General features: G+C 59.9%; 6 protein-coding genes. 5 read left to right on the top strand and 1 reads right to left on the bottom strand.

What is annotated here, in order from left to right; genetic code table 11:
• On the top strand, positions 1 to 381 hold a 381-nt coding region (locus BN1233_RS41010), incomplete at its 5' end, for a GMC oxidoreductase (RefSeq protein WP_046869454.1).
• Positions 382 to 604: 223 nt separating this feature from the next.
• Positions 605 to 853, top strand: coding sequence for an MgtC/SapB family protein (locus BN1233_RS45705; RefSeq protein WP_187144493.1), 249 nt, complete (start codon positions 605 to 607; stop codon positions 851 to 853).
• 255 nt (positions 854 to 1,108) lie between these two features.
• On the opposite strand, the gene BN1233_RS50360 is transcribed toward BN1233_RS45705, so the two are convergent.
• The gene (locus BN1233_RS50360) at positions 1,109 to 1,204 is read right to left on the bottom strand and encodes a con-10 family general stress protein (protein WP_244470749.1); all 96 of its coding nucleotides are present in this window, start codon (positions 1,202 to 1,204) and stop codon (positions 1,109 to 1,111) included.
• A 1,508-nt stretch (positions 1,205 to 2,712) separates the two neighbouring features.
• Here BN1233_RS50360 and BN1233_RS41005 point away from each other — a divergent pair.
• The 3 genes from BN1233_RS41005 to BN1233_RS48980 all read left to right on the top strand — a co-directional run.
• Complete coding sequence (locus BN1233_RS41005) at positions 2,713 to 3,195, top strand: Ros/MucR family transcriptional regulator (RefSeq protein ID WP_147707835.1); 483 nt, start codon at positions 2,713 to 2,715, stop codon at positions 3,193 to 3,195.
• A 288-nt stretch (positions 3,196 to 3,483) separates the two neighbouring features.
• Positions 3,484 to 4,014, top strand: a complete 531-nt coding sequence (locus BN1233_RS41000) for an HAD family hydrolase (RefSeq protein ID WP_197094548.1) — start codon at positions 3,484 to 3,486, stop codon at positions 4,012 to 4,014.
• A gap of 360 nt (positions 4,015 to 4,374) precedes the next feature.
• On the top strand, positions 4,375 to 5,368 hold a 994-nt coding region (locus tag BN1233_RS48980; RefSeq protein WP_046869453.1), incomplete at its 3' end, for a cache domain-containing protein.

Below are 5,368 nucleotides of genomic sequence, written 5' to 3'. Positions count from 1 at the left end.
TGTGCCCCAGCCCTCATCGATCCCAATTACCTCTCGGAACCTGCCGATCTGAGTGTTCTTGCAGAGGGCGTTGCTCTCGCCCGCGACCTCGGTGCCAGCACCGCGTTTGGCGAGTGGCGGGCGGAGGAAATTTATCCGGGCCCCAGTTGGGCGGATATCGCCACTCAGCACGATTTCATCCGTCGTGCGGCTAATTCCTTCCACCACCCTGTTGGCACCTGCCGTATCGGGTCCGTCGTTGATGAAGCCCTGCGCGTTAGAGGCATTGCGGACTTGCGTGTCATTGACGCCTCGGTGCTGCCAGGCATTCCGGCTGCAATGGCTAACGCTGCCGTAACGGCAGTGGCCGAAAAGGCGAGCGACCTCGTACTCGCAGGATAGAGACCGCGCTCGGCGATGTGCTGATGGCGGCGCGGCGTCAGCCAGGCGCTCGTGCGCGCCGCCATCGACTTCGCAAGAGAGCGCGACGCCCACGCCATTGAGGGCCATCCGATGAGCACGCAGTCAACCGGACCGGAAATCGGATTTTCAGGTTACCCCATCATCGCGCTTGAACTCCTTGAGGAGGTGTCCGCCCGAGGCCAATCCGATTCGGACCCAACCCGTGCGATCCAGGCGCTGGCCCAAGCCATCGGCTTTCTGCGCGGGCGTGATCTTCGTGGCAAGAGGCAGTGTCTATGGCCTCACAACAGCCACCAGTCTGTGGATGACGAGTGCACTCGGAATGGCGGCCGGCGCGGAGATGCACCAGATAGCTGTGGCAGGATTGATCTTTGCCATTCTCATCCTCTCGGTGGTGTGGCTTCTGACACGCCACCTCCCCGGCAGCAGTTCACCGAAGGACCACCAGTAGGTCAAGTCCGTCAGCAGCCGGATTGAATCAGAATGCCCGGCCTGTGCTGATGCTCACCAAAGGTGTCAAAAAGAGAGCGCCTCATGAGGCGCTCTCAAAGTCTTCGGCCCATGCACGGAGGGGGAATGCGGGGAGTAAGGTCCGAGCCGGCATGTCTTCTGAACGCACGATGGAATGCTACGTTCCTTCTCGGCAGAAAACAGCATCATTAGTCGCCGTGTCCTTACTTCTTCCCATGTAGTCACGGCACGAATCTCACTGCCGAGCAGTGCGCGAGATTTGTCCGCCTTTGCGACCGGCTTGGGATGCGAGATCGCGATCCTGCGAGAAGGAGCGCTTTTCGCACGACACGCTCTTGTCGCCCTTGCTGGGGATCTCCTGTCACCTTCCGGAGTTCATCGGCGCAAACCCGCGCTTCGAGACGCTGTTGCCTGCTGCCATTACTTCTCCTCCGTGGCATGTGGCTGTTCACGGCCGCATAACCTCACTCGAAACTGATCGTTCCCGGTGAGCCTTCATGAAATGGCACAATGGAGCCCTAGCAGAGCTTGGCCTTGTTGCTGTGGCTTAACCGTTTTGACCCTGATCCCTTTGCTAAATCACTGCTGTCTATGTTCCTCGAACAGTCCTGACCGAGAACTCAAGGCAGTGCTAATTGGTTGTCTTACGGTAGACTCCGGAGTGGTGCGAAGGTCCTCTCGGGCAGCACAAGTCTCCCAGGACGCTTATCGGCGCTAATTTGAACCGGGGTCTACTTGGCACGAATGGCATGGTCCGTCTGGTGCCCGAAGCCCAAGGTTCAAGCCTTCGGCTTTTGCTGTACCTCGATAATCCCACCTTTGAGACCCAACGCCGAATGGCCGATCTGGGTATTCCGAATTCCCGACCCAAAGACCATTCGCAATCCGATGTTAACTGAGCACGTCTACAAGTAGACGGCGCAGCAAGGTCGCTCTACATGCCACTGTCTGCCCAATCCGGTGGTTTCTCTTCCATAGGCTACTCTCATCATGCGTATGACACGCTCTCCGGCGCGGTCCTTCACGATGGAGATCAAGCGCGCCAGCAGGCGCAAACCCGAAGCTCTCAGTCTTCGCGAGAATTCTTCCCCGGACGGCTCGTCTCTCGCGGATCAGGTCTTCGGAAAGCTTTCCGCGCAGCCGCGTGCTGCCCTGCCGCACAAAATCGAGGTTCCTGTCTCGGTTCGTTCGACGCCTGCGCTCAGCACCGACTCACCCGAGGCGTCGTGCACAAGCGAGCCATTGGCGGAACGATCTGTGCGCCGCGTTCTGCCTGACCTCCTAACGATACCGGCAAACCCGGTCGAAGAGCGGGTGCAGCGTGAGGCCGAGGAGCGAGTTGCCCAGCGCAGGGCATCACGGACGCGCAGGGCGAAAGGAGCAGAGCATTCCTCACCCGCCGCCGCTCACGGCGCTATGGCCCGTCCCTATGTCGCGACCATAGGTGCGATCCCGAAGGTGGTGAACGTCGAGGATTCCTCACCTGAAGCAGTCATTACGGTACCGCAGAAAACCGTCCGCTCTGTCCAACAGGTTGGGACCTCATCGAAGCGGAAGAGGAATGTCCTTGCAGCATTGACCAAGAGGGCAGAACGGAACGGAAGCCCCCTGCCCCGTCTTCCGTCGGGGCAGCGCTGGAAGCGCCGCTTACCTCGGGCATGCTGGTGAGAGTTGTAAGAAGAAGCGCCTGTCTCAAATTGCTTGGGCATGAAATCTTCATCAGCCGTCCATGAAACCGCCAGCATGTTTCGATAGTTGCCCGATACTTCACGATGCGCTTCTACAGATCGGCAGCGTTTGACCTGCCGTGAGAAGTTATCACGTTACAGGATCACTACCGTGGACGATCAGGCAGTCTCCTCTCGAAGTGCCATCGAGCTTACAGCTGATGTCATTTCGGCCTTCGTCAGCAACAACTCTGTATCGAGGTCTGTTTTGCCAAGGCTGATCAGCGGTGTGCATGCGGCCCTTCAAGACGGAAGCAGTCCTAATCACACACAACAGCCCAAGCCCGCTCCTGCCGTGCCGGTGAAGAAGTCGATCACGGTGGACTTCCTGATCAGCCTTGAAGACGGCAAGCCCTACAAGTCGCTGAAGCGCCACCTCACCAGGCTGGGTCTGACGCCCCAGCAGTATCGCGAGAAATGGAGCCTTCCGGCGAACTATCCCATGGTGGCTCCGAACTACGCTGCGCAGCGCTCGGAACTCGCGAAGAGCAGCGGGCTAGGCCGAAAGCCCAAATCAGCGGCGAAATCGGCTGCCCCTTCCCCGAAGATCGCCGCTCCGGCTGCAAAGAAGCCGAGACGCAAGAAGGTTCGGTAAGATTTCCGCTGCGACCCTTCAGCAGCACAGGCAGACGGGCTCGTTATCTGGCACTTGTGCCGAGCATCGGAGGACGGCCGAATCGCTGTCCGTAGCTCCTCCGCGCGCTAGGGGTCTCGGCGTGTGAGCAGGACACCGGTATCATATAGCGCCATTTCGATGGGGAGCATCCGATCCGGCAGGAGCGGTATCCTCGTTGTCAGAAGGAAGGTGAGAGATGGTCTTGCCTCGCGTCATCGCGTTCGATGGGGATGATACGCTCTGGCACAACGAGACTCTCTGTTCTCGATGACGCAGAACCGCTTCTGCGCGCTCCTGACCCAGCACGTAGACCTCCCCGAGCGCCTCATGCATGCCCGCCTGCTCGACACCAAGCGGCGCAATCTGGCCGTCTATGGCTACGGCATCAAAGGCTTTGTGCTCTCGATAGTCGAGACCGCGATCGAGGTGACGGACAGGCGTATTCCTGCTGAGGATATACAGACGATCCTCGCCTTTGGCCACACCATGATCGAGCACCCGGTCGAGGTCATTGAGGGGGCACGGGAGGTTCTGGAGGCGCTTCGCGCCCGTGATCACGAGCTATGGCTGATTTCCAAGGGAGACCTGTTCGATGAGGAGAGCACGATCGCGCGCTCCGGTCTGGCTCCGCTGTTCGAGCGCATCGAGATCGTCTCCGAGAAGGATCAGGCCACCTATGAGCGGCTTCTGGCCCGGTATGGCATCGGCCCAGACGAGTTCCTGATGGTGGGCAACTCGTTGCGCTCCGATGTACTCCCGGTGATTGCGGCGGGCGCGCAGGCCGTCCACGTTGCTTAAGAGATTACCTGGGAGCACGAGATCGTAGAGGCGGAGCACAGCACCGTATCCTGGACGGTTCCCAACCTGCGGGCGCTTCTCGACAGAGTGTCGGCATAGCGGAACGCGCTCGCCCTCTCTGAGGTTTTCGTATCGGTCCGGAAGATGCACCAATTTTGTCTTCCGGTGTGGTCCTTCTGAGCGTCTCTCGAATCGAGATGATCTGAACTAAGAGACCTATCGTTTACCCTTTGCAGGTCTGTAACGGTCCGCTTGGGTCGCGTCGTCGTATTACGTCCTGATCTGATCATGGTAAGTGTCAGCCAAGAGAGAACGCTTTCGCCGCTGAACCCGGCTGGGCAATGTGGAAGTCGGAAGTTCATGCCGCGAACTGGTTCGATCACCGGGCACCTGTTTCTGTACGCTTTGGCGCTTGCCCTTCCGATCCTCCTCATGAGCGGCATTATAGGCTGGGCGTATATGCGGCAGGAACAGAGCCGCATCGAGAGCTTGGCCGAGAGGGAGGCGGGTCAGGTCGTAGCGGAAATCGACAACCGGCTGGAAGCTTATCGGGCGATGCTGAACGTGCTCTCCGTGGACCCCAGCCTCCTCAAAGGCGATCTGGAGGGCTTTCGCGCCCGGCTGGAGCAGATGAGAATACCGGCTGATATCTGGTTCGTCGTCCGGGAGCGGAACGGTCAGCAGGTTCTCAACACCGCCGTGCCCCAGGGAGAGCGGCTCCCGGCCTTTCCGGGCCGAGGTGACCCGGCGATCTTCGGCGAGGGGAAACCCTTCACATCGAACCTGATCTGGGCACCGATCACCCAGCAATGGGCCGTGACGCTCTCGATGCCCGTGCGCGTGCCTGCGGTCACAGGCGAGGTCTACTACGCTCTGACCCTCGGGGTTCCGGCTGCCCACTTCCAGAAACTTCTTGCTGATGTGCCGGAAGGCTGGATCGCGACGATTAATGACCGCGATGGAACGATCCTGGCGCGGTCTCTGCGCCATGAGGACTGGGTCGGTAAGCCAATGGCGCGCCGGGGCTGGGAGATCACCAAGGATGTTCCGCCGGGGCAAGGTGACCTCTGGCGTGATATCTATACCCTGGAGGGCACCAAGGTCATCGGAGCCTACCACCGCATGGCGAGCACCGGCTGGTTGATCGGCATCTCGGCGCTGCCGGAGGTCTACCAAGCTCCGCGCCAGAACATCCTCGTGTTCGGGTCTCTCCTGGCCTTCGTCTCCCTGCTCCTCGCCACCATCCTGGCCTTTGTCATGGGGCAACGCATTACCAAGGCCATCCAGGTCTTGCAGGTGAAGGCTGCTGCCATGCGTGACATGGAGGAGATCGACTTCCCGCGCACCTCATTAG

The organism is Microvirga massiliensis, from assembly GCF_001006805.1.
Lineage (GTDB): Bacteria > Pseudomonadota > Alphaproteobacteria > Rhizobiales > Beijerinckiaceae > Microvirga > Microvirga massiliensis.
The sequence above is the reverse complement of the archived record's forward strand: the minus strand, read 5'-3'. Positions and strand labels throughout refer to the sequence as shown.

Coding starts and splice junctions, on each gene's coding strand:
- BN1233_RS41000 (WP_197094548.1), top strand. CDS start 3,484: ATGACGCAGAACCGCTTCTGCGCGCTCCTGACCCAGCACGTAGACCTC.